Below are 19,944 nucleotides of genomic sequence, written 5' to 3' on the forward strand. Positions count from 1 at the left end.
TTCTCCAGGGAGGTCGAGGGGTGTCGCGCAGACAGAGGGGAGTGGGGATGCCGCGGATCGCGGCATCCCCACTCCCGTCAGATCACTCGACGCCGAATTCGGTGCACTTGTCGGCGAGGCTGACGCCGGCGATCTCGCCGGTGCAGACGTCCGAGGCGGAGGCGTCACCGGCGGCGACGACGTCCTTGACCTTGTCGGGGCCGACGAGCTGCGGCGTGACCGAGATGTACGGCGTGCCGTCGTCGAGCTTCTGGTCGGCCGTCGGCGTCGACCCGTTCAAGAGGTCCGTTGCGACCTTGATGGCGGCCTCGGCCTCGTCCTTGACGGGCTTGTAGACGGTGGCCGTCTGCCATCCGGTCAGGATGTTGCGCAGGCCTTCCACGTTGGCGTCCTGGCCCGAGACGGCGACACCCTTGAGGTCGCGGTCCTGGAGCACCTTGATGACGCCGTCGGCGTTGGTGTCGTTGGCGGCCCAGACGCCGTCGACCTTGCCGCCGTTCGCGGTCAGTGCCTGCTCGAAGTTGGTCTGGGTCTTCGCGCCGTCCCAGACTCCCGGGGGCTCGGCGACCGGCTTGATGCCCGCCGCTTCCATGACCTCCTTCGCGCCCTTGAGGAACATCGCGGCGTTGCCGTCGGTCGGGTCGCCGCCCATGTAGAAGACGGCGGCCGTCTTCGGGTCCTTGTTCGCGGCCTTGAGGCCGTCGAGGACGGTCTGCCCCTCGAGCTTGCCGACCTCGACGTTGTCGAAGGAGACGTAGTAGTCCGCGCCCTTGAAGGGGCGGTCGTACGCGATGACGGGGATGCCCTGAGCCTTCGCCTTGGTGGCGACGCCGACGGCGGCGCCGTTGTAGTCGACGAGCATCATGACGCCGCAGCCCTTGGTGAGCTGTTGGTCGGCGATCGTCGTGTACTTCGACGTGTCACCACCGGCGTTCTGGATGTCGACCTCGAAGCCGGCGCCCGTGAGCCCCTCTTCCAGGTACTTGCGGTCGAAGTTCTCCCACCGGGGCGACGACGCGGCGTCGGGAAGGATGACGCAGGCGCGCCCGGCTTCAGCGGGAGCCGCGCCACCGCTCGAACCGGCGGGCGCCGGGGTGCTCGTGCTGGAACAGCCGGCGAGCAGGAGTGCAGCGGCCCCGAGGGCTGCGGCAACGGACAGGGACTTCTTCATCGTTCGCCTTTCGACAGTGAAATCGAGCGAGCGCGACATCGCGCTTGACGATGATCTTGATGTGTTCACGAAATGAAGTCAAGATGTGAACATAACGCTTTCGTCACCGTCGACGGTCGGCCCGAACCCTCCGAGGAAGCGCTGCGCGGCGAGCGTACGGACTAGGTCCGACCCGTGCCGAGGCGGCTGCGGCGAGTGACGGCATCCAGCGCCACGGCGAAGACCAGCACGGCTCCGGTGACCATGTACTGCACCGACGAGCTGAGGTTGATGAGCGTGAATCCCGACGAGATCGCCTGGATCACGACGACGCCCAGGAGCGCGGCGAACGCCGACCCGCGTCCGCCGAAGAGCGAGGCGCCGCCGATGATGGCCGCCGCGATCGCATTGAGGTTCGTATCCGCCGCGCCGGTGCTCTGGTTGGCCGCCGCGAGCCGGGCCGCGGCGAGGATGCCGCCCGTCGCCGCGAGCACCGAGCACAGCACGAACACCGAGACCACGACGCGGTCGACGCGGATGCCGGCCCGTCGCGCCGCCTCGATCGAGCCGCCGACCGCGAACACCGATCGGCCCCAGCGGGTGCGCGTCAGCGCCAGATGCGCGACCACGACGAGGACGACGAAGAGGACGAACATGAGTCCCACGCCGCGGGAGAGGTTGAGGTACCAGGATCCGCCGGCGAGACCGACGAGGAGCAGGGCGCCCCGGATCACGATGATGACCGTGCGCGTGCTCTCCAGTTCCGCGGCCGCTCGTCGCCGGGCCCGGCTGAGGAGCGTGGCGGTGTAGGCCAGCGCGGTCGCGGCCGACAGCACGTACGACAGCCAGGGCGGGAGGTACATCTGCTGGGCGAACTGCACGATCCACGAGTCGAAGGGGAGGTTGATCGAACCGGCGTCGCCCAGCACCCACAGCTGCACGCCGAGCAGGCCGAGCAGCCCGGCGAGCGTCACGACGAAGCTCGGCAGGCCGAGCGTGCTGCGCAAGAGCCCGTAGACGGCTCCCACGATGCCTCCGGCGGCGACCGCGGCGCCGATCGCGAGCACGAAGGGCCACTGCAGCTGCACGGCGCCCACCGTCAGGATCGCCGCCGCCACCCCCGACATCGAGCCGACCGACAGGTCGATCTCGCCGATGAGGAGGACGAGGACGATCCCGAGCGAGATCGTGCCCATCGCAGCGCACTGCATCAGCAGGTCGCTGAGGTTCCGGCTGGTCAGGAAGACGGGGTTGAGCGCCTGGAACACGACGGCGATCACGACGAGAGCCAGCACCACCGGCATCCGTCCGACGTCGCCGGATCGCACCCGGGTGAGAACGAGGCTGAGGATGCCGCTCTCCCGGTTCATCGGTCGCCGTCCACGCGGCGCCGGGCATCCGCGAGCGGGATGACGGGAGCCCGGGGTTCGTCGGGCGGGCTGACCGGCCGAACCGGGTCGAAGGCTCCCGTGATGGCGGCGATCAGCACTTCGCTCGTCGCCGTCTCGGCGTCGAACTCGCCGTTGTTGCGGCCGAGGCGGAGGACCACGATGCGGTCGGCGACGGCGAGCACATCGGTGAGGTTGTGGCTGATGAGGACGACCCCGTGGCCCCGGTCGCGCAAGCGCTCGATGAGGTTGAGGACCTCGGCGGTCTGTGCCACGCCGAGGGCAGCGGTCGGTTCGTCCAGGATCACGATGCGCGGCTCGCCGATGAGGGATCGGGCGATCGCGACGGTCTGACGCTGGCCACCCGACAGCGTCGAGACCGGCACGCGGACCGACGGGACCTTCGCCGCGAGTTCGCGCAGCAGCATCCAGGTCCGCTCTTCCATGCCCACCTCGTCGAGGCGACCGCGCTCGATGAGCTCGCGACCGAGCCACAGGTTGGCGACGACGTCGAGGTTCTCGCAGAGCGCGAGGTCCTGGAACACGGTCGCGATGCCGAGGTCCTGCGCGTCCGCCGGGCTCGAGAGCTGCACGAGCTCGCCGTCGAGCTCGATCGTCCCGGCGTCGGCGGGGTGGACGCCGGCGAGGATCTTCACAAGCGTCGACTTGCCCGCGCCGTTGTCGCCGACGAGGGCGACGACCTCGCCCTCGCGGACGCGGAAGTCCACACCGTTCAGGGCGCGGACCGCGCCGAAGCGCTTGTCGATGCCGCGCATCGACAGGACGTGATCGCCGGTGCGACGGGGGGAGACGCTCACGCTCGGTGCTCTCATTCCAGGCCTGCGGCGGCGCAGGCCTCGGCGTAGGTGGGGGTGCAGATGTCCGCGATGGTCCAGAAGCCGTCCGCGACGACGGTGGAGGCGATGTTGTCCACGGTGACAGCGACGGGGGTCAGCAGGGTGGCCGGGATGCCGTCGATCGTCGTGTCGCCGGCGGGCTTCTCACCGGCGGCGAGCTGCACGGCGACGTCGGCGGCGATCGTGGCCTGCGTGCGGATCGCCTTGTAGACGGTCATGTACTGATCGCCCTCGACGATCCGCTGGAGCGCGGTGAGCTCGGCATCCTGCCCCGTGACGATGGGGAACGGCGAGACGTCCGCAGCGCGGAGGGCGGCGATCGCTCCGCTGGCGGTGCCGTCGTTGGCGGCGTACACGGCGGCCACCTCATCGCCGTACTGCGCCAGCTGACCCGAGACCCACGCCTGCGCCTTGTCGGGACTCCAATCCGGGGTGTCGTACTCGGCGAGCACGCGCAGACCCGCCGCGGCGATCACCCGGCGGGCGCCGTCGCGGAACTGCGCTGCGTTGCTGTCGGTGGGAGCGCCGTGGACCATCAGGATGCCGCCGTCGCTGCGACCCTCCTTCTCGAGGCCTGCCACGAGGGCCTCCGCCTGCAGTTCGCCGACACGCTCGTTGTCGAACGACACGTAGTAGGCGGGCTTTCCGCCGCCGATGATCATCCGGTCGTACGAGATGACTGGCACGCCCTCGGCGGTCGCCGCCGCGAGGATGGATGCCGCGGCCCGGCCGTCGACGGGGTCGAGGACGAGGACGGCGGCTCCCGCGGCGAGCGCGGACTCCGCCTGCTGCTGCTGCCTCGCGGCATCCTGATCGGCGTTCGTGTACAGCACCTGCGCGTCGCCGAGTTCCGCGATGCGCTTCTCGAAGACGGGCCGATCGAAGGTCTCGTAGCGTGCGGTCTTCTTGTCGGGGAGGAGCAGCGCGATGATCGTGCGCGGCGACGAGTTGTCGGGGAGGGCGCAGCCCGAGAGTGCGGCAGCAGACGCCGCCACGAGCAGGACGGCCGTGAGGAACCGTCTCATGCGGGGAACGCGACCAGATCTGCGTCGACGGCCACGTGATCGAGGGCCAGGGCGATCGCGCCGCGCGTCTCGGCCCACTCCGCGAAGGCGGACGCGACGATCTCGGGCACCCCGCCGCCGAGGATCGCGCGCTCCAGGGCGTGCCGGAGCGGAGCGAGGAGGATCTCGCCCGCGCGGGCCAGCTCGCCTCCCACGACGATGCGCTCGGGGTCGATGAGGTTGCACAGGCTCGCCGCGGCGATGCCGATGTGGCGGCCGGCATCCGCGATCGTGCGCTGTGCGGCGGGGACGCCGCCGCCCGCGGCCGTGACGAGGTCACGGAGGCGATGGATGCCGTCGGCCTCGCTGAAACCGGCGAGCAGCGCAGGACCGGCGGCCACCGTCTCGAGGCAGCCGCGGTTGCCGCAGCGGCAGCGGCCGCCGTTCTCGTCGATCGTCATGTGACCGATCTGTCCGGTGCGTCCGCTGGCCCCGCGGAAGAGCTCACCGTCGACGAGGAGACCGGCGCTGATCGAGTGCCCCACGGTCACGTAGACGGACGAGGATGCCCCGCGGGCGGCGCCTTCGCGGGCCTCGGCGAGTGCGCCCAGGTTCGCTTCGCTGTCGACATGGACGGGACGCCCGATGCGCGCCGAGAGGCTGCGGGCGATGTCGACACCGTCCCAGCCGGGGAGGAGACCGGGCGTGGAGATGACCGAGGTGCGGGGATCGACGGGGGCCGGCAACGCCAGACCGACCGCCAAGAGGTCGGACAGCGATCCGCCGAGACCCTCGACCATGTCGCCGAGCAGCAGGCTGAGGCGGTCCAGCTCGGCGTCGTGCCGATGGTCGGGGGCGAGGGGGAGCGAGGTCTCGGCGACGACCGAGCGGGTCGCGTCGGCGATGGCGACGTGGAGCTTCCGCGTCGAGAAATGCGCGCCCGCCACGAGCCCGACCTGTCGGGCGAGCGAAACGAGGGTCGCGCGGCGACCACTGCGCGACGTGAAGGAGGTGTGCAGAACCCCCGTCGCCGTCAGCTCTTTGACGATGTTCGACACCGTCGCGGGGGAGAGCCCGGTCGCGCCGGCGAGCTCGATCTGCGTCAAGCGCCCATGCCGCTTGAGCGAATCGAGCAATCGTGCACGATTCGCCTCTCGCAGTGAGGACTGCGAGCCGGGCGGAGTTGACCGGCGAGCCACGGGGCCACCCTACCGTGCGGCGTGTCGCGGGCGGGGCTCTTCGTGTCAGGAGGCGTCGACGGCGCGGACGCGGACGATGTTCGTCGACTCGTCCAGCTCGGCGATCTTCGGGTGCGCTTTGACGAAGTCCGAGAACGAGCGGTGGCCCAGGGACTTCTCGCTGAACGACGGGTCCATGCGCTTGAGCAGGTTCTTCACCGCCGACAGGTGCATCCACTCCTCGTCGGTACGGACCTGCTCGAGGCGCAGCGCGCGCGAGAGGAGCTGTTCGACGGGGTCGACGGCCTTCCGCCGACGGCGGCCCGCCTGGGGCGTGCTCTCGGGGGCGGGTTCGGGCTCGGGGGTCGCGACCCCGGGGAGGGCGTCGTACGCGTCGAACTGGTCGCACGCCGCCGCGAGCGATTTGGCCGTGGACCCGGCGACGCCGACGGCGACGACGAAGCGCCCGAGCCGCTTGCACCGCTGCGCGAGCGGGACGTAGTCGCTGTCGCCCGCCACGATCACGACGTGGGTGAGGTCCTCGAGGCGGAAGAGATCTTCGACGGTGTCGACGGCGAGACGGATGTCGGCGCCGTTCTTCGCGTAGGCGGCCGCGGGGAACAACTGCACGAGGTCGACCGCGCGGGCGACGAGCTGCTGGCGGTAGAGCGAGTTCACCGGCGACGACCAGTCGGCGTAGGCGCGGGTCAGGACCAGGGTTCCGAAGGATGCCGCGTAGTCCATGATCGCGCCGACGTCGATCATGGCGGCGGCCAGGCGCTCCGAGATCTCCTTCTCGTCGGGGTCGGCCGCGATCCGTTGCCGATCCCGCGAGTAGCTGTTGCGACCGTGGACCCGGTCGTACCAACTCATGACGATGTTGTCGAAATCGAGGTAGACCGCGACGCGGGGGATGGAGGAATCCGGCATCCCCCCAGTCTTACAGTTCGCGTGCCGCCGATGTTCCGGGAACCTGATCGCGCAGGCCCAGAACGAACTCGAGGATGTCGCGTGCGGGGGCGGAGCGGACGGTGCCGCGACCGAGTGTCCAGCCGTCATCGCTCGCGCGGAGCGAAGAACCCGCGACCGCAGCGCGCCGGTCGAAGGACATGCGCGTGACGGCATACAGCGCGACGGCGCCGCTGGTGGTCGCAGAAAGGGCGACCGGCCGGTCGCCCGCGAGGTCCAGGAGGGCGCGCGTCGCCGCGACGAGGGAGCGGATCCGCACTCGTCGCCCGGAGAGGACCGCCTCGACCACATCGGCGAACCCCGGATCGTCGGATGCGGAGAGACCGGCGGCGCCCAGGAACGCGACACGCTCATCCGCGGTGCGCGCCAGGGGAGCGGCGAGCCGTACGACGTCGGCGAGGGCGATGCGCCAATCGCCCGTGACACCGGCTTCGTCGACGCGTTCCCGATTGCTGAGGGGCAGGTGGCGCGACACGTCGGACATAGCGGTCAGCATAGGTGCGGCGCGCCGGTCCGGCTGCGGCGAAAGGGTCGGCGTGCATAATGGGCCTCGGTCCGTGTGACCGTGAACATGGCCCGAGGGGGACCGATGAGCGACGATGCCGGCGGCCGGAGGGCGAGTATCCGCGACGTCGCGCGCCGAGCGGACGTCTCGCACCAGACGGTCTCACGCGTTCTCAACGACCACCCGAGCATCCGGCCCGAGACCCGCGATCGGGTCCTCGCGGCCATGCAGGAGCTGTCGTACAGCCCGAACCCCGCGGCCCGTGCGCTCGTCACCAGCAGGTCGAGGACCATCGGGATCCTGGCGGCGTCGTCGACGCAATACGGTCCGGCGTCGTCGATCGCGGCCATCGAGGCCGCCGCGCAGGCGCGGGGCTACTGGGTGTCCACGGCCAACATCGACCCGACGGACCCCCAGTCGATTCCCGACGGGCTGTCGTACCTCATGGCGCAATCCGTCGAGGGGCTCGTCGTCATCGCCCCGCAGGTCCGGGTGATCCGGGCCCTGGCCGCGCAGGCGGTCGGCGTGCCCTACGTGACCCTGCAGTCGACCGACGTCGACGCCGGCCACACCCTCGCGGTCGACCAGATCGCGGGAGCGCGCCTGGCGACACGCCATCTCATCGAGCTCGGGCACCGCTCGATCTACCACCTGGCCGGTCCGCAGGACTGGATGGAGGCGGAGTCGCGGATGCGCGGCTTCCTGGAGGAGATGAGCGCCTGGGACATCGCCACGACGGCGCCGATCCTCGGCGATTGGACAGCGGACTTCGGGTACTACGCGGGGCGCGAACTGCTGGGTTATCGGGACTTCACGGCGATCTTCTCCTCGAACGACCAGATGGCGCTGGGGCTCCTGCACGCCATCCGCGACGAGGGCCTGGACTGCCCGCGCGATGTGAGCATCGTCGGCTTCGACGACATCCCCGAGGCGGGCCACTTCTGGCCGCCACTGACGACGGTCCGCCAGGACTTCGCCGAACTCGGCAGGCGCTGCGTCGAACTCCTGCTCGACGGGTCGGCCGCCGCGGCGGCCCCGGTGCTCACGCCGGACCTCATCGTGCGGTCCTCGACGGCGCGCGCAGCGTCCGTCTGACGCCGTCCGCGCGTCGTGTTGACACGGCCCGGGTCCGAGGTGCATAGTCATCCGATGTGAACGGTCACATGACCGCCCCCGATGTCGGTGGCGGTGACCGCGCAAGACGAAGGAGTCGGGCAAGTGGTGTCGAAGGACGACGCGGAGCGGTACGTGAACGGGGTGAAGACCGAGGTCGCCGTCGCGCGCATCCGCGAGCGGGTGGCATCCCTCCTGGTCGATCTCGCCGGTCGCGGCCTCGCGTCGACGACGCTGTCCGAGCGGGTCCCCGACGCCGACCTCTTCGTGACCCGGCCGGTCCTGGCCGACGACGAACTCGCTCCCGAGAACATGATGGTCGTCTCGCTCGACGGACTGTCCGTCCCGGGCACCCCCGGTGACGACGGCGTCCTGCCCGACGACGTGGAGCTGTACGCGGCCATCCTGAAGGATGCCGGCGCCGTCGCCCTCGTGCACCTCGAAGCCGGCCATGCGGCGGCGTGGGCCGCCCGCGGCGCCGCGATCCCGTGTCTGACGGCGCAGGCGGCACGCGAATTCGGCGGCGCGGTGCCCGTCATCGCAGGTCCGGACGTGTCGGCGCCGGCGGTCATCGATTCCCTCCGTGAGGCGGATGCCCCGGCCATCCTCGTCGCCGGCCTCGGCGCGCTCTGCGTCGCGGCGAGCGCCCGCGAGGCGGTGCGTCTCGCCCAGGTGCTGGAGGGCGTCGCCCGGACAGCGAGCCTCTCGTCGGAGGCCGAGCCGCTGGAAGCGGACCTCATCGCCGACCTCTCCGGCCGTGCTCGCGCACGCCGGTCCACGATCACCGACGGCCGCCGGTAGCCCGATACCGGGCGCGGCCACTCAGAAAGACCCTCACCAGGGGCAATGCGCACAACCGAACACCACGACACCGAAGTCCAGGGAAAGGGACCACAGTGAAACTCAAGAGGATCATCTTCGTCGGCATCGCAGCCGGCGCGCTCGCGCTCTCCGCGTGCTCCACCGCATCGACCGGCGGCGGCTCCGAAGGCGGCAAGGGTGACGGCGGCCTGATCGGCGTCGCCATGCCGACCAAGAGCTCCGAGCGTTGGATCCAGGACGGCAACGCCGTCAAGAAGGCGCTGGAGGACCAGGGTTACAAGGTCGACCTCCAGTACGCCGAGGACGACATCCCCACGCAGGTCTCGCAGATCGAGAACATGATCACGAAGGGCGCCGAGGCGCTCATCGTCGCCTCGATCGACGGAACCACCCTCACCGAGGCGCTGCAGAACGCGGCGGACGCCGACATCCCCGTCATCGCCTACGACCGCCTCATCAAGGGCACCGAGAACGTCGACTACTACGCGACGTTCGACAACCAGCTCGTCGGCAACCAGCAGGCGTGGACCGTCCTGAACGGCCTGGGCCTGACCGACCTCGAGGGCAAGCCGGTCGCCGACCCGCCCAAGGGACCGTTCAACATCGAGTTGTTCGCCGGATCGCTCGACGACAACAACGCGTTCTTCTTCTTCAACGGCGCGATGGAGGTGCTCAAGCCCTACATCGACAACGGCACCCTCGTCGTGAAGTCGGGCCAGACCACCATCGAGCAGGCCGCGACGCTCCGCTGGGACGGCGAGACCGCTCAGAGCCGCATGGAGGACATCCTCACGGCCAACTACAGCGACGGCACGAAGGTCGACGCGGTCCTGTCGCCCTACGACGGCATCTCGCGCGGCATCATCTCGGCGCTGGCCGATGCCGGCTACGACGTGGGTGACGAGTGGCCGATCATCTCCGGTCAGGACGCCGAGGTCGACTCGGTCAAGGCGATCCTGAGCGGCGAGCAGTACGCCACGATCTTCAAGGACACGCGCGAGCTCGCGAAGGTCGCCGCCGGCATGGCCGTCGACGTGCTGAACGACGAGAAGCCCGAGGTCAACGACGAGGAGACGTACGACAACGACGTGAAGGTCGTTCCCTCGTACCTGCTCGCGCCGGTCCCCGTCGTCAAGGACAACGTGAAGTCCGCGCTGGTCGACACCGGCTACTGGACGGAGGCCGAGCTGGGTCTGTGACCCGGTTCGTCTGACCACCACCTGCGTCGGCGGCGGGTCCGCCCGCCGCCGACGCATCCCATCCCCCCCACCACGGAAGTCGGAGATCGTGACCGAGACCATCCTCGAGATGCGCGGCATCACCAAGACGTTCCCGGGCGTGAAGGCGCTCTCGAACGTCAACTTCGCCGTCGGGCGCGGCGAGATCCACGCCATCTGCGGCGAGAACGGCGCCGGCAAGTCGACCTTGATGAAGGTCCTGTCGGGCGTCTACCCCCACGGCACCTACGACGGCGAGATCCACTACGCCGGCGACGTCGTCGAATTCAAGAACCTGCGTGACAGCGAAGCGCGCGGCATCGTCATCATCCACCAGGAGCTGGCGCTCAGCCCGTACCTGTCGATCGCCGAGAACATCTTCCTCAACAACGAGCGCAGAGGCGCCGGCGGACTGATCGACTGGAACCAGACGAACTTCCAGGCCGCCGCGCTCCTCAAGCGCGTGGGTCTGCGCGAGAACCCGACGACGAAGGTCAACCAGCTCGGCGTCGGCAAGCAGCAGCTCGTCGAGATCGCCAAGGCCCTGTCGAAGGAGGTCAAGCTCCTCATCCTCGACGAGCCCACGGCCGCTCTCAACGACGAGGACTCGGACCACCTGCTCGAACTGATCCTCAGCCTCCGCGAGGAGGGGATCACGTCGATCATCATCAGCCACAAGCTCAACGAGATCAAGAAGGTCGCCGACACCGTCACGGTCATCCGCGACGGGAAGACGATCGAGACGATCGCGAAGACCGATGTGACCGAGGACCGGATCATCAAGGACATGGTGGGCCGTGACCTCGAGCACCGCTACCCCGACCACGAACCACAGATCGGCGACGAGCTGCTCCGCGTCGAGAACTGGACGGCCCACCACCCGCAGGACCCGAGCCGCGTCGTCGTCGACGACGTGTCGATCACGGTGCGTGCGGGCGAGATCGTCGGGATCGCCGGCCTCATGGGCGCCGGTCGCACCGAATTCGCGATGAGCCTGTTCGGCCACAGCTACGGCACCCGCATCTCGGGCAAGGTCTTCATGCGCGGCAAGGAGATCCGGACGCGCACCGTCTCGGAGGCGATCGCGAACGGCCTCGCGTATGCGACCGAGGATCGGAAGACCTACGGCCTGAACCTCATCGACGACATCAAGCGCAACATCTCGGTGGCATCGCTGAAGAAGCTCGAGAAAGCGGGGCTGGTCGACGACAACGAGGAGTTCGCCGTCGCCAACCAGTACCGCAAGAGCATGAACATCAAGGCGCCGACCGTGCTCGCCAAGACGGGGAAGCTCTCGGGCGGCAACCAGCAGAAGGTCGTCCTCTCGAAGTGGATCTACTCGGATCCCGAGGTGCTGATCCTCGACGAGCCGACGCGAGGGATCGACGTCGGAGCGAAGTACGAGATCTACACGATCATCAACAAGCTCGCGGCGGCAGGCAAGGGCGTCATCGTGATCTCGTCGGAGCTGCCTGAGCTCCTCGGTATCTCGGACCGCGTGTACGCACTCTCAGAGGGTCGCATCACCGGCGAGGTGCCCATCAGTGACGCCACCCCCGAACACGTCCTCAAGCTCATGACCATGGAGAAGCCCCGCTGACGGGGCAGGAGACACACATGTCGAACACCACCACAACCCCGGAAACCGCCGCCGGCGGCGGCATCAATCCGCCCGAGAACCGGGTCACCCGCTGGGTGACGACGGTCCTGTCCGATCTCGGCCGCAACGGCATCTTCATCGCGTTGATCGCCGTCGTCGTCCTCTTCGCGATCACGACCGAAGGCATCCTGCTGCGCCCGCAGAACCTGTCGAACCTCGTCGTCCAGAACGGGTACATCCTCGTCCTGGCCATCGGCATGGTGATGATCATTATCGCCGGTCACATCGACCTGTCCGTCGGCTCCGTGGCGGCCTTCATCGGCGCCGTATCCGGCGTCCTGGCCGTCGACATGGGACTCCCGTGGGGCGTCGCGATCATCCTGTCGCTGCTCATCGGCGCCCTCGTGGGTGCCTGGCAGGGATTCTGGGTGGCCTACGTCGGCATCCCCGCCTTCATCGTGACCCTCGCCGGCATGCTGATCTTCCGGGGCCTTGCTCTCGTCGTCCTCGGAAACCAGAACATCGGCTCGTTCCCGACCGAGTACCGTTCGCTCGGTAACGGGTTCCTCTCCGGTCTGTTCGGCGAGTCCGACCCCGACGTGTTCACGCTCGTCGTCGGTGGCGTCGCCATCATCGCCCTCGCCGTCCAGCAGGTGCGCACCCGGCTGGGACGACAGAAGTACGACCAGGACGTCGACCCGCTGCTGTGGTTCATCGTCAAGCTCGCTCTCATCGCCGTGGTGATCGGTTGGTTCACGTTCGCCCTCGCCTCGTACAAGGGCATCCCCGTCACGCTCATCGTGCTGGCGGTCCTCGTCCTCGTCTACGGCATCGTCATGAACCGCAGCGTCTTCGGCCGCCACATCTACGCCATCGGCGGCAACCGTCACGCGGCGGAGCTCTCGGGCATCAAGACGCGGCGCGTGGACTTCTGGCTGTTCGTCAACATGGGCGTCCTCGCCGCTCTCGCCGGTCTCATCTTCACGGCGCGACTGAACCTCGCCGGCCCCAAGGCGGGCGAGGGCTTCGAGCTCGAGGCCATCTCGGCCGCCTTCATCGGCGGCGCGGCGGTTCAGGGCGGTATCGGCACCATCGGCGGTGCCATCATCGGTGGCCTCATCATCGGTGTGCTCAACAACGGCATGTCGATCATGGGCATCGGCATCGACTGGCAGCAGGCGGTCAAGGGGCTCGTGCTGCTGTTCGCCGTCGCCTTCGATGTCTACAACAAGCGACGGGCCGGTCACTGACATGGCGAAGACGTCGAACACCGCGCCCGACCTCGAGCGGCCCCGCGTCACGACGGCGCGCATCACGATGTGGATCTGCGGCGGCGCCGTCGGGATCTACATGGTCGTCAGCGGCCTGATCGGTGCGCTGACCACCGGCTGATCCATCCGTTCGGATCGTCGACCCGCATCCCCTCTCTCCCTCGTGGAAGAGGGGATGCGGCGTCTCACCGCCCGCTCATAGACTCTGGCCCATGCCTTTCGTGATCTCGCTCCTCGTCCTGGCGGGGATGATCTTCGCGCTCGTCGACATCATCACGCGGGACCAGAGCCTCGTGAAGCACATGCCGAAGACGGTGTGGCTGTTCGTCGTCATCCTGCTGCCGTTCCTCGGCACCGTGCTGTGGTTCGCGATCGGCAGGGAGTACCCGCAGCGCGAGGTGCGCCGGGCGCCGCAGTTCGCGCCGTGGGCGACCGAACCCCCTGCAGCGCCGACGGGCGCGCACGACGCCCGGTCGACCGAGCAGCAGCTCGCCGACCTGGAACGCGAGATCGAGGAGGAGCGGTTGCGCGCCGAACTCGCCCGACGTCGCCGGGAGCTCGGCGACCCGGCCTGATCCGCGTCAGCTAGGCGGGTAGACGACGCCGATCTGACGTCGGATCTCGTCGAGTGTGCCCATGATGGCGATGCTCTCGTCGATCGGCAGCAGGTCGCCGTCGGTGCGCCCCTCGGCGATGAGTCGTTCGGCGTAGAGGGCCTGGAACTGCATGCCGCGACCGTCGATCTCGGTGCGGAACTCCTCGACGAGTGCGCCGTCGACATCGAAGACGCGGAAGGACGTCGGTGCGTAGAAGACGCCGTCGATCTCGATGCGACCCTTCGTCCCGACGATCTGCGCGGCGTTGGCGCCGGCACCCCTCATGGACGTGAGGAGCGAAGACACCCCGCCCGCGGCGTGACGCACGGAGATCGCCACATCGGTGTCGGCGCCCGTCTCACCCAGCTGCGCCGTCGCGAGGATCTCGGCGGGCGCGCCGAGGACGTCCCAGGCGAAGGAGACGGGGTAGATCCCGAGATCGAGGAGTGCACCGCCGCCGAGGGCGAGATCGTTGAGCCGGTGATCGGGGTCGGTGGGGAGGTTCTGCGTGTGGTCGGCGCTGAGGACCCGCACCTCGCCGATGACGCCGGCGGCGAGGACCTCTCGCAGGCGCACCATGTGGGGCAGGTACCGCGTCCACATCGCCTCCATCGCCAGCAGGCCGTGATCGGCGGCAAGGTCGCGGATCGCGACGGCCTGGTCGGCGTCGAGGGTGAGGGGTTTCTCGATGAGCACGTGCTTGCCATGCTCGAGGGCGAGGGCCGCGCACGCGAGGTGGTGACTGTGCGGCGTCGCGATGTACACGATGTCGACCTCGGGGTCGGCGACGAGCTCGTCGTACGACCCGTAGGAGCGGGGGATGCCGTACTGCGCGGCGAACTCCTGCGCCGACTCCGTGCGGCGCGAGCCCACGGCGGTGACCGTCAGGCCGGCTGTCTTCAGGTCGGCGGTGAAGGCGTGCGCGATGCCACCGGTGGCCAGGATTCCCCATCGAAGTGCGGTCATGTCCCGAGCCTATCGGCGGGTGGGGTCCACCCGACCTAGAGTCGACTCGTGGTCACGACTCCCGACGCCGCCCTCGACCGCTTCCGCGAGCTCCTGCGGATCCCGACGGTGTCGCTCGACCCCGATGCCCCGGATGCCGACGGCACGGCGTTCCTGCACTTCCACGACACCGTCGCGCGGCTCTATCCGCACCTGCACGCGTCGCTCGAGCGCGAGGTCGTCGCCGGGTACTCCCTGCTGTACCGCTGGCGCGGGAGGGATGCGGCATCCCCGCTCGTCCTCATGGCGCACATCGACGTCGTCCCCGTCGTCCCGGCGGAGTGGACGCACGACCCGTTCGCGGCGGAGGTCGTCGGGTCCGGCGACGCGGCCGAGGTCCACGCCCGCGGCGCGGTCGACGACAAGGGCTCGCTCGTGGCCGTCCTCGAAGCCGTCGAGTCCCTCGTCGCCGAGGGGTTCACACCCGAACGCGACGTCTACCTCGCCTTCGGGCACAACGAGGAGGTGGCCGGCGACGGTGCGCAGGCGATCGTCGAGGTGCTGCGGGGCCGCGGCATCCGCCCCTCGCTCGTCCTGGACGAGGGCGGCGCCGTCGTGGAGGGAGCCCTGCCGGGAGTGACCGTCCCGACCGCCGTCATCGGCGTCGCCGAGCGCGGCGTGATGACCGTGCACCTCACCGCCCGCGAGCTCGGCGGTCACGCCTCGACGCCGCCCCGCGATCCCGCGACCGCGCGACTCGCGCGGGCCGTGCTGCGCCTGCACCGCCGTCCCTTCCCGACGCGGCTCGTGCCGCCGGTGCGGGCGATGTTCGAGACGGTCGCGCCGCACACGACAGGGCCACTCCGCCGGGTGTTCGCGAGCATCGGGCTGACCGGGCGGCTGCTCGTGAAGGTCTTCCCGCGTCTCGGGCCCGAGCTCAATGCGCTCGTGCGGACCACCGCCGTCGTGACCGAGCTCTCCGGGGCGACGGGGGCGAACGTCCTCGCGACGTCGGCGCGGGCGAGCGTCAACGTGCGCCTGCTCCCGGGCGACACCGCAGCCTCGGCGGAAGCCCGCATCCGCCGGGTCGTCGGCGATCCGCTCGTCGAGGTGGAGGTGGTCTCGGCATCCGATCCGTCGCCGGTGTCGCCGTGGTCGGGTCCCGCATGGAATCGGCTGGTCGCCGCGACCCGCTCGGCGCTCGGCGACGACGTCCTCCCCACGCCCTACATCCAGCTCGGTGCGAGCGACAGCCGGTGGTTCACGGCGATCAGCGACCACGTGTACCGCTTCACGCCGTTCCACCTCACTCGCGGCGAACGCGAGGCGCTGCACTCGCACGACGAGCGGATCCGCGTGGGCTCGTGGTTGCGAGGGATCGGGTTCTACCGCGACCTGCTGCGGAAGAGCTGACTCAGCCCGCCAGCGCCTTCGAGATCCGCTGCAGCGACACGGGCTCGGCGGTGCCGAGGCGCTGGGCGAACAGGCTCACCCGGAACTCCTCGAGCAGCCAGCGGGCGTGCTCGAGGCGTGCGGGCGCGCCGGCCGGCAGCGGGAGGGTGCCCCCGGCATCCGCGAACAGGGTCGCAGCGCGCTCGTACTCGGTCATCCGCTGCCGGTCGCGGCCCGGGTTGTCCGCGAGTCCGTCCACGCGCTCCTTCGCACCCTGCAGGTAGCGGGGGAGATGCGCGAGGCGTGCGGCCCCGGTGCGCGAGAGGAACCCGGGGTGGACGAGGCCGGCCAGCTGGCCCTTCACGTCGCCGAGTGCGGCGAGCAGGGTCATGGAGTTCTGGTTCTTCACCGCGCGCTCGACGTCGCGCTGGAGGGTGAGGATGCGGGCGGCCAGCGACACGGTCTGGAACAGTTCGTCGACGACCCGAGCGGAGAACGCGTCGCGGGCGGCGGTGAACGCAGCCTCGGTACGGATGACCGCGTCGCCCATGACAGCGTCGGCGACGGCGACCCGGGCGTCCTCGATGAGCGCCTTGGCGGACGGATACGGCGATGCTGCCAGGGCGAGCTTCTCGGGCGCCGTCAGGTGGTCCATGACGTACGCGGTGGGAGAGGGCACAGCGAGCAGCAGCAGACGCCGGGCGCCCGCGCGGGTGAGCTCGGCGGCGCGTTCGGCGGTCGCCTCGATGCGCAGCGATACCCCGTCCTTCGCGTCGACGAGGGCCGGGTAGCCACGGACGACACCGCCGGCGACCTTCGTGTCGACGACCTCGCGCAGATCCCCGACGTCCCACGTCGTGATGCCGGTGCGCTCGATCGGAGCGCTCGCGGCGGCGACGGCCGCGGTCGGGGATGCCGCCGGCTGCGGCCCGCGCTTCGGCGCGAGCGAGCGGGCGACCGACTCGCGGGCACGGCCGGCGAGTCGGTCCTGCAGCTCGCGCAGGTCGCGGGACGACCCGACGGTGCGTCCGCGCTGATCGACGGCGCGGAACGAGACGCCCAGGTGGGCGGGCACCCTCTCGAGGTCGAAGTCGCGCTCGGTGACCGGCTGATGCGCGATGCGCTGGATGCGTGCGGCGAGGGCTGCGCGGAGAGTGGATGCCGGGAGCCCGTCGGTGTCCTCGGGGCCAGATCCGCGCAGCTCGTCGCCGAGGGTGGTGGCCCAGTCGGCGGCGGGGACGACGTGCCTGCGGATCGCTTTGGGAAGCGCCTTGATGAGGCCGGTGACGAGCTCGTCCCGCATACCGGGGACCTGCCAGTCGAACCCGTCGGGGCGCAGTTGTGCGAGCAGGGCAAGCGGGACGACGACGCTCACGCCGTCGTCGGGGGCGCCGGGCTCGAAGCGGTAGGCGAGCGAGAGCACCTGGTCGCCCTGACGCCAGCGCGTCGGGAAGTCGCGCTCGTCGGTCCGGGCGGACTCGCCGAGCAGGTCGGCCTCGGTCATGTCGAGCAGCTTCGGGGTGACGGGCTGCGTCTCGCGCCACCATGTCTCGAACGAGCGCACGTCGAACACGTCGTGCGGCACGCGTGCGTCGTAGAAGGCGTACACGGCCTCGTCGCCGACGAGGATGTCGCGGCGTCGCTCCCGCTCCTCGATGCGCTCGAGCTGACGGCGGAGCTCGCCGTTGCGTCGCTCGAACGCGGTGAGGCGCTTGTCGAGGTGCTGACTGTTCCACTCGCCCTCGACGAGGGCGTGCCGCAGGAACAGCTCCCGCGCCAGGTCGCGGTCCCGTCGGGCCAGCTGCACCCGGCGGCGCGGGATGATCTCGACACCGAAGAGCGTCACCTTCTCGGCCGCGACGGCAGCGCCGGCATCCTTCGACCAGTGCGGGTCGCTCAGACTGCGGTTCGCGAGGTCGCCGGCGAGATCCTCCGCCCAGGCGGGGTCGATCGCAGCGACGGTGCGACCGAACAAGCGCGACGTCTCGACGAGCTCGGCGGCCATGACGGCGTCGGGGGAGGCCTTGCGCAGACCCGACCCGGGGAACACCGCGAACGACGCGCCGCGGGCGCCGCGGTACTGCGGCAGGGGCTTCCGCGCGTTCTTCTTCGCGGGGTCGATCGTGACCGAGCGGGTGTCGAGGATGCCGATGTGCGAGAGGAGTCCCGACAGGATCGCGCGGTGCAGCGCATCCGGGTCGGCGGCTCCCGACGCCTGACGAGGGGCATCCTTCGGCGAACCGGAACGGGAGAGCGTCGAGAGCTGACGGTGCACGTCGAACCACTCGCGGACGCGGACGTAGTTGAGGTACTCGCTGCGGCACAGGCGCCGGAAGGCGCTCGAGCCGAGCTCTCGCTGCTGCTCGCGCAGGTGGTTCCAGAGGTTCAGCAGGGTGAGGAAGTCGCTCGTCGGGTCGACGAAGCGCGCGTGCAGACGGTCGGCCTCCTCGCGGCGCTCCTCGGGACGCTCGCGGACGTCCTGGATCGACAGTCCCGACACGATCGCGAGCAGGTCGCGCGAGACGCCCAGCTTCTCGGCCTCGAGCAGCATCCGCGCGAACCGCGGATCGATCGGCAGGCGCGCGATGCGGCGGCCGAGGCTCGTCAGGCGCAGGGCGCCGGTGCGCCCGCCCACGGCGCGGAGCTCGGTGAGCAGCTCGACGGCCGCCTTCACGCCGCGGCTGTCGGGCTTCGTGAGGAACGGGAACTCGGTGACGTCGCCGAAGCCGAGCGACAGCATCTGCAGGATGACCGAGGCGAGCGAGGTGCGGAGGATCTCGGGCTCGGTGAACTCGGGGCGCGCGGTGAAGTCGTCCTCGCCGTACAGACGGATCGCGATGCCCGCCGACGTGCGACCGGCGCGCCCGGAGCGCTGCTGCGCCGAGGCCTGCGAGATCGCTTCGATCGGCAGCCGCTGGATCTTCGAGCGCACGCTGTAGCGGGAGATGCGCGCCGTGCCGGTGTCGACGACGTAGCGGATGCCGGGGACCGTGAGGCTCGTCTCGGCGACGTTCGTGGCGAGGATGATCCGGCGCCTCACCCCGGCGACAGCGGACGGCTCGAACACGCGGTGCTGCTCGGCGGAGGAGAGTCGGCCGAACAGCGGCAGCACCTCGGTGGGGCGGGCGTCCTTCGCGTAGAGGCCGCGGACGGCATCCATCGCGTCGCGGATCTCGGCCTCGCCGGGGAGGAAGACGAGGACGTCGCCGTCGGGCTCCCGGTCGAGTTCGCGGAGGGCGGCGAGCAGGCCGTCGACGTCGTCCTCGGACTCCTCGTCGTGCGCGCGGTAGCGGATCTCGACGGGGTACGTGCGGCCGGAGACCTCGATGATCGGGGCGGGGACGCGCTCGCCGTCCGGGCCTGTCGCCGCGAAGTGGGCGGCGAAGCTCTCGGGGTCGATCGTCGCCGAGGTGATGATCACCTTGAGGTCGGGACGCTCGGGCAGGATGCGGGCGAGGTAGCCGAGCAGGAAGTCGACGTTCAGCGACCGCTCGTGCGCCTCGTCGACGATGATCGTGTCGTAGCGGCGGAGCAGTCGGTCGCGGTGGATCTCATTGAGCAGGATGCCGTCGGTCATCAGCGTGACCTGCGTGGCCTCGGTCACCTCGTCGGTGAATCGGACCTTGTAGCCGATCGCGCCGCCGAGGGGCACCTGCACCTCGTGCGCGAGACGCTCGGCGATCGACCGGGCCGCGATGCGGCGGGGCTGGGTGTGCGCGATGCGGGTGCGGCCGAGTTCGAGGCACATCTTGGGCAGCTGGGTGGTCTTGCCCGAGCCGGTGGCACCGGCGACGATGACGACCTGGTTCTCCGCGATGGCGCGCGAGATCTCGTCCCGCGCGGCGCTGACGGGCAGCTCCGGGGGATACGAGATGACGGGGGCGGGTGCGGACACAGCCTTCGATGGTATCGCGCGGGCGGATGCCTCCGGTCGCCC

At 70.0% G+C, this 19,944-nt stretch carries 17 protein-coding genes; 8 read left to right on the top strand and 9 right to left on the bottom strand.

What is annotated here, in order from left to right; all coding sequences use genetic code 11:
- Positions 1 to 82 precede the first annotated feature (82 nt).
- The 7 genes from H286_RS0102580 to H286_RS0102610 all read right to left on the bottom strand — a co-directional run bounded on the left by H286_RS0102580 (position 83) and on the right by H286_RS0102610 (position 7,030).
- Positions 83 to 1,171, bottom strand: coding sequence for a sugar ABC transporter substrate-binding protein (locus H286_RS0102580; protein ID WP_018188424.1), 1,089 nt, complete (start codon positions 1,169 to 1,171; stop codon positions 83 to 85).
- 161 nt (positions 1,172 to 1,332) lie between these two features.
- Positions 1,333 to 2,520: an ABC transporter permease subunit gene (locus H286_RS0102585; protein ID WP_020096999.1), complete on the bottom strand. Its 1,188-nt coding sequence runs from the start codon at positions 2,518 to 2,520 to the stop codon at positions 1,333 to 1,335.
- Positions 2,517 to 3,356 (bottom strand): ATP-binding cassette domain-containing protein, encoded by an 840-nt coding sequence (locus H286_RS0102590; RefSeq protein WP_020097000.1) that lies wholly within the window; start codon positions 3,354 to 3,356, stop codon positions 2,517 to 2,519. Before H286_RS0102590 ends, H286_RS0102585 begins: the two co-directional genes overlap by 4 nt.
- Positions 3,357 to 3,367: 11 nt before the next feature.
- The gene (locus H286_RS0102595; RefSeq protein ID WP_020097001.1) at positions 3,368 to 4,420 is read right to left on the bottom strand and encodes a substrate-binding domain-containing protein; all 1,053 of its coding nucleotides are present in this window, start codon (positions 4,418 to 4,420) and stop codon (positions 3,368 to 3,370) included.
- Complete coding sequence (locus tag H286_RS0102600) at positions 4,417 to 5,598, bottom strand: ROK family transcriptional regulator (RefSeq protein WP_028497369.1); 1,182 nt, start codon at positions 5,596 to 5,598, stop codon at positions 4,417 to 4,419. Before H286_RS0102600 ends, H286_RS0102595 begins: the two co-directional genes overlap by 4 nt.
- Before the next feature lie 45 nt (positions 5,599 to 5,643).
- On the bottom strand, positions 5,644 to 6,507 hold the full coding sequence (locus tag H286_RS0102605) for an NYN domain-containing protein (protein ID WP_018188419.1): 864 nt from the start codon (positions 6,505 to 6,507) through the stop codon (positions 5,644 to 5,646).
- A 10-nt stretch (positions 6,508 to 6,517) separates the two neighbouring features.
- Positions 6,518 to 7,030 (bottom strand): hypothetical protein, encoded by a 513-nt coding sequence (locus tag H286_RS0102610; RefSeq protein ID WP_020097003.1) that lies wholly within the window; start codon positions 7,028 to 7,030, stop codon positions 6,518 to 6,520.
- Between the two features lie 105 nt (positions 7,031 to 7,135).
- Here H286_RS0102610 and H286_RS0102615 point away from each other — a divergent pair, with 105 nt between their 5' ends.
- The 7 genes from H286_RS0102615 to H286_RS0102645 all read left to right on the top strand — a co-directional run bounded on the left by H286_RS0102615 (position 7,136) and on the right by H286_RS0102645 (position 13,649).
- Positions 7,136 to 8,146 (top strand): LacI family DNA-binding transcriptional regulator, encoded by a 1,011-nt coding sequence (locus H286_RS0102615; RefSeq protein ID WP_018188417.1) that lies wholly within the window; start codon positions 7,136 to 7,138, stop codon positions 8,144 to 8,146.
- 123 nt (positions 8,147 to 8,269) lie between these two features.
- Entirely contained in the window at positions 8,270 to 8,965 is a 696-nt protein-coding gene (locus tag H286_RS0102620) for a class II aldolase/adducin family protein (protein WP_020097004.1), read from the top strand.
- A gap of 95 nt (positions 8,966 to 9,060) precedes the next feature.
- Positions 9,061 to 10,185 carry a multiple monosaccharide ABC transporter substrate-binding protein gene (gene chvE, locus H286_RS0102625; protein ID WP_018188415.1) on the top strand — a complete coding sequence of 375 codons (1,125 nt, stop codon included), beginning with the start codon at positions 9,061 to 9,063 and terminating at the stop codon, positions 10,183 to 10,185.
- Positions 10,186 to 10,273: 88 nt separating this feature from the next.
- Positions 10,274 to 11,803, top strand: a complete 1,530-nt coding sequence (gene mmsA, locus H286_RS0102630; RefSeq protein WP_018188414.1) for a multiple monosaccharide ABC transporter ATP-binding protein — start codon at positions 10,274 to 10,276, stop codon at positions 11,801 to 11,803.
- A 17-nt stretch (positions 11,804 to 11,820) separates the two neighbouring features.
- Positions 11,821 to 13,053, top strand: a complete 1,233-nt coding sequence (gene mmsB, locus H286_RS0102635; protein ID WP_018188413.1) for a multiple monosaccharide ABC transporter permease — start codon at positions 11,821 to 11,823, stop codon at positions 13,051 to 13,053.
- Between the two features lies 1 nt (position 13,054).
- A complete protein-coding gene (locus H286_RS15010) occupies positions 13,055 to 13,195 on the top strand; it encodes a hypothetical protein (protein WP_020097005.1) in 141 nt (46 codons plus the stop codon).
- Positions 13,196 to 13,286: 91 nt separating this feature from the next.
- Complete coding sequence (locus tag H286_RS0102645) at positions 13,287 to 13,649, top strand: PLD nuclease N-terminal domain-containing protein (protein WP_020097006.1); 363 nt, start codon at positions 13,287 to 13,289, stop codon at positions 13,647 to 13,649.
- Positions 13,650 to 13,655: 6 nt separating this feature from the next.
- On the opposite strand, the gene H286_RS0102650 is transcribed toward H286_RS0102645, so the two are convergent.
- Positions 13,656 to 14,636, bottom strand: a complete 981-nt coding sequence (locus H286_RS0102650) for a Gfo/Idh/MocA family protein (protein WP_020097007.1) — start codon at positions 14,634 to 14,636, stop codon at positions 13,656 to 13,658.
- A gap of 48 nt (positions 14,637 to 14,684) precedes the next feature.
- Between H286_RS0102650 and H286_RS0102655 the strand changes: the two genes are divergently transcribed.
- Positions 14,685 to 16,028, top strand: coding sequence for a M20/M25/M40 family metallo-hydrolase (locus H286_RS0102655; protein ID WP_020097008.1), 1,344 nt, complete (start codon positions 14,685 to 14,687; stop codon positions 16,026 to 16,028).
- A gap of 1 nt (position 16,029) precedes the next feature.
- On the opposite strand, the gene hrpA is transcribed toward H286_RS0102655, so the two are convergent.
- Complete coding sequence (gene hrpA / locus H286_RS0102660) at positions 16,030 to 19,902, bottom strand: ATP-dependent RNA helicase HrpA (RefSeq protein WP_020097009.1); 3,873 nt, start codon at positions 19,900 to 19,902, stop codon at positions 16,030 to 16,032.
- Positions 19,903 to 19,944: the final 42 nt, after the last annotated feature.

The sequence above is a fragment of the Microbacterium sp. 11MF genome, from assembly GCF_000383475.1.
In the GTDB taxonomy this organism is placed as follows: domain Bacteria; phylum Actinomycetota; class Actinomycetes; order Actinomycetales; family Microbacteriaceae; genus Microbacterium; species Microbacterium aquilitoris.

Bases quoted from the DNA above. Each gene is read 5' to 3' on its own strand.
- H286_RS0102580 (WP_018188424.1), bottom strand. From the start codon at position 1,171: ATGAAGAAGTCCCTGTCCGTTGCCGCAGCCCTCGGGGCCGCTGCACTC.
- H286_RS0102585 (WP_020096999.1), bottom strand. From the start codon at position 2,520: ATGAACCGGGAGAGCGGCATCCTCAGCCTCGTTCTCACCCGGGTGCGA.
- H286_RS0102595 (WP_020097001.1), bottom strand. From the start codon at position 4,420: ATGAGACGGTTCCTCACGGCCGTCCTGCTCGTGGCGGCGTCTGCTGCC.
- H286_RS0102605 (WP_018188419.1), bottom strand. From the start codon at position 6,507: ATGCCGGATTCCTCCATCCCCCGCGTCGCGGTCTACCTCGATTTCGAC.
- H286_RS0102610 (WP_020097003.1), bottom strand. From the start codon at position 7,030: ATGTCCGACGTGTCGCGCCACCTGCCCCTCAGCAATCGGGAACGCGTC.
- H286_RS0102615 (WP_018188417.1), top strand. From the start codon at position 7,136: ATGAGCGACGATGCCGGCGGCCGGAGGGCGAGTATCCGCGACGTCGCG.
- mmsB (WP_018188413.1), top strand. From the start codon at position 11,821: ATGTCGAACACCACCACAACCCCGGAAACCGCCGCCGGCGGCGGCATC.
- H286_RS15010 (WP_020097005.1), top strand. From the start codon at position 13,055: ATGGCGAAGACGTCGAACACCGCGCCCGACCTCGAGCGGCCCCGCGTC.
- H286_RS0102645 (WP_020097006.1), top strand. From the start codon at position 13,287: ATGCCTTTCGTGATCTCGCTCCTCGTCCTGGCGGGGATGATCTTCGCG.
- H286_RS0102650 (WP_020097007.1), bottom strand. From the start codon at position 14,636: ATGACCGCACTTCGATGGGGAATCCTGGCCACCGGTGGCATCGCGCAC.